Origin of the sequence: Sphingobacterium sp. Mn56C, from assembly GCF_049319645.1 — a bacterium.
Taxonomy (GTDB): domain Bacteria; phylum Bacteroidota; class Bacteroidia; order Sphingobacteriales; family Sphingobacteriaceae; genus Sphingobacterium.
This window is the reverse complement of the sequence record NZ_JBMOUC010000027.1, coordinates 1-209: the sequence shown is the minus strand read 5'-3', so window position 1 is coordinate 209 and position 209 is coordinate 1. Positions and strand designations below refer to the sequence as shown.

Annotated in this window: 2 tRNA genes; both read left to right on the top strand. The window is 49.8% G+C overall.

Features of this window, described 5'->3' with window-relative positions:
- Nucleotide 1: 1 nt before the first annotated feature.
- Nucleotides 2-75, top strand: a tRNA-Asp gene (locus tag ACL9RF_RS17745).
- Nucleotides 76-133: 58 nt separating this feature from the next.
- Nucleotides 134-207: transfer RNA gene (locus ACL9RF_RS17740), tRNA-Asp, on the top strand.
- The last annotated feature ends 2 nt before the right edge of the window (nucleotides 208-209 follow it).

Below are 209 nucleotides of genomic sequence, written 5' to 3'. Positions count from 1 at the left end.
AGGTCTGGTAGTTCAGCTGGTTAGAATACATGCCTGTCACGCATGGGGTCGCGGGTTCGAGTCCCGTCCAGACCGCTTCAACAAAGGGAAAATTAAAAGTCCCAACGTTCTTTAAAAGTAAAGATATTTTTTAGGTCTGGTAGTTCAGCTGGTTAGAATACATGCCTGTCACGCATGGGGTCGCGGGTTCGAGTCCCGTCCAGACCGCT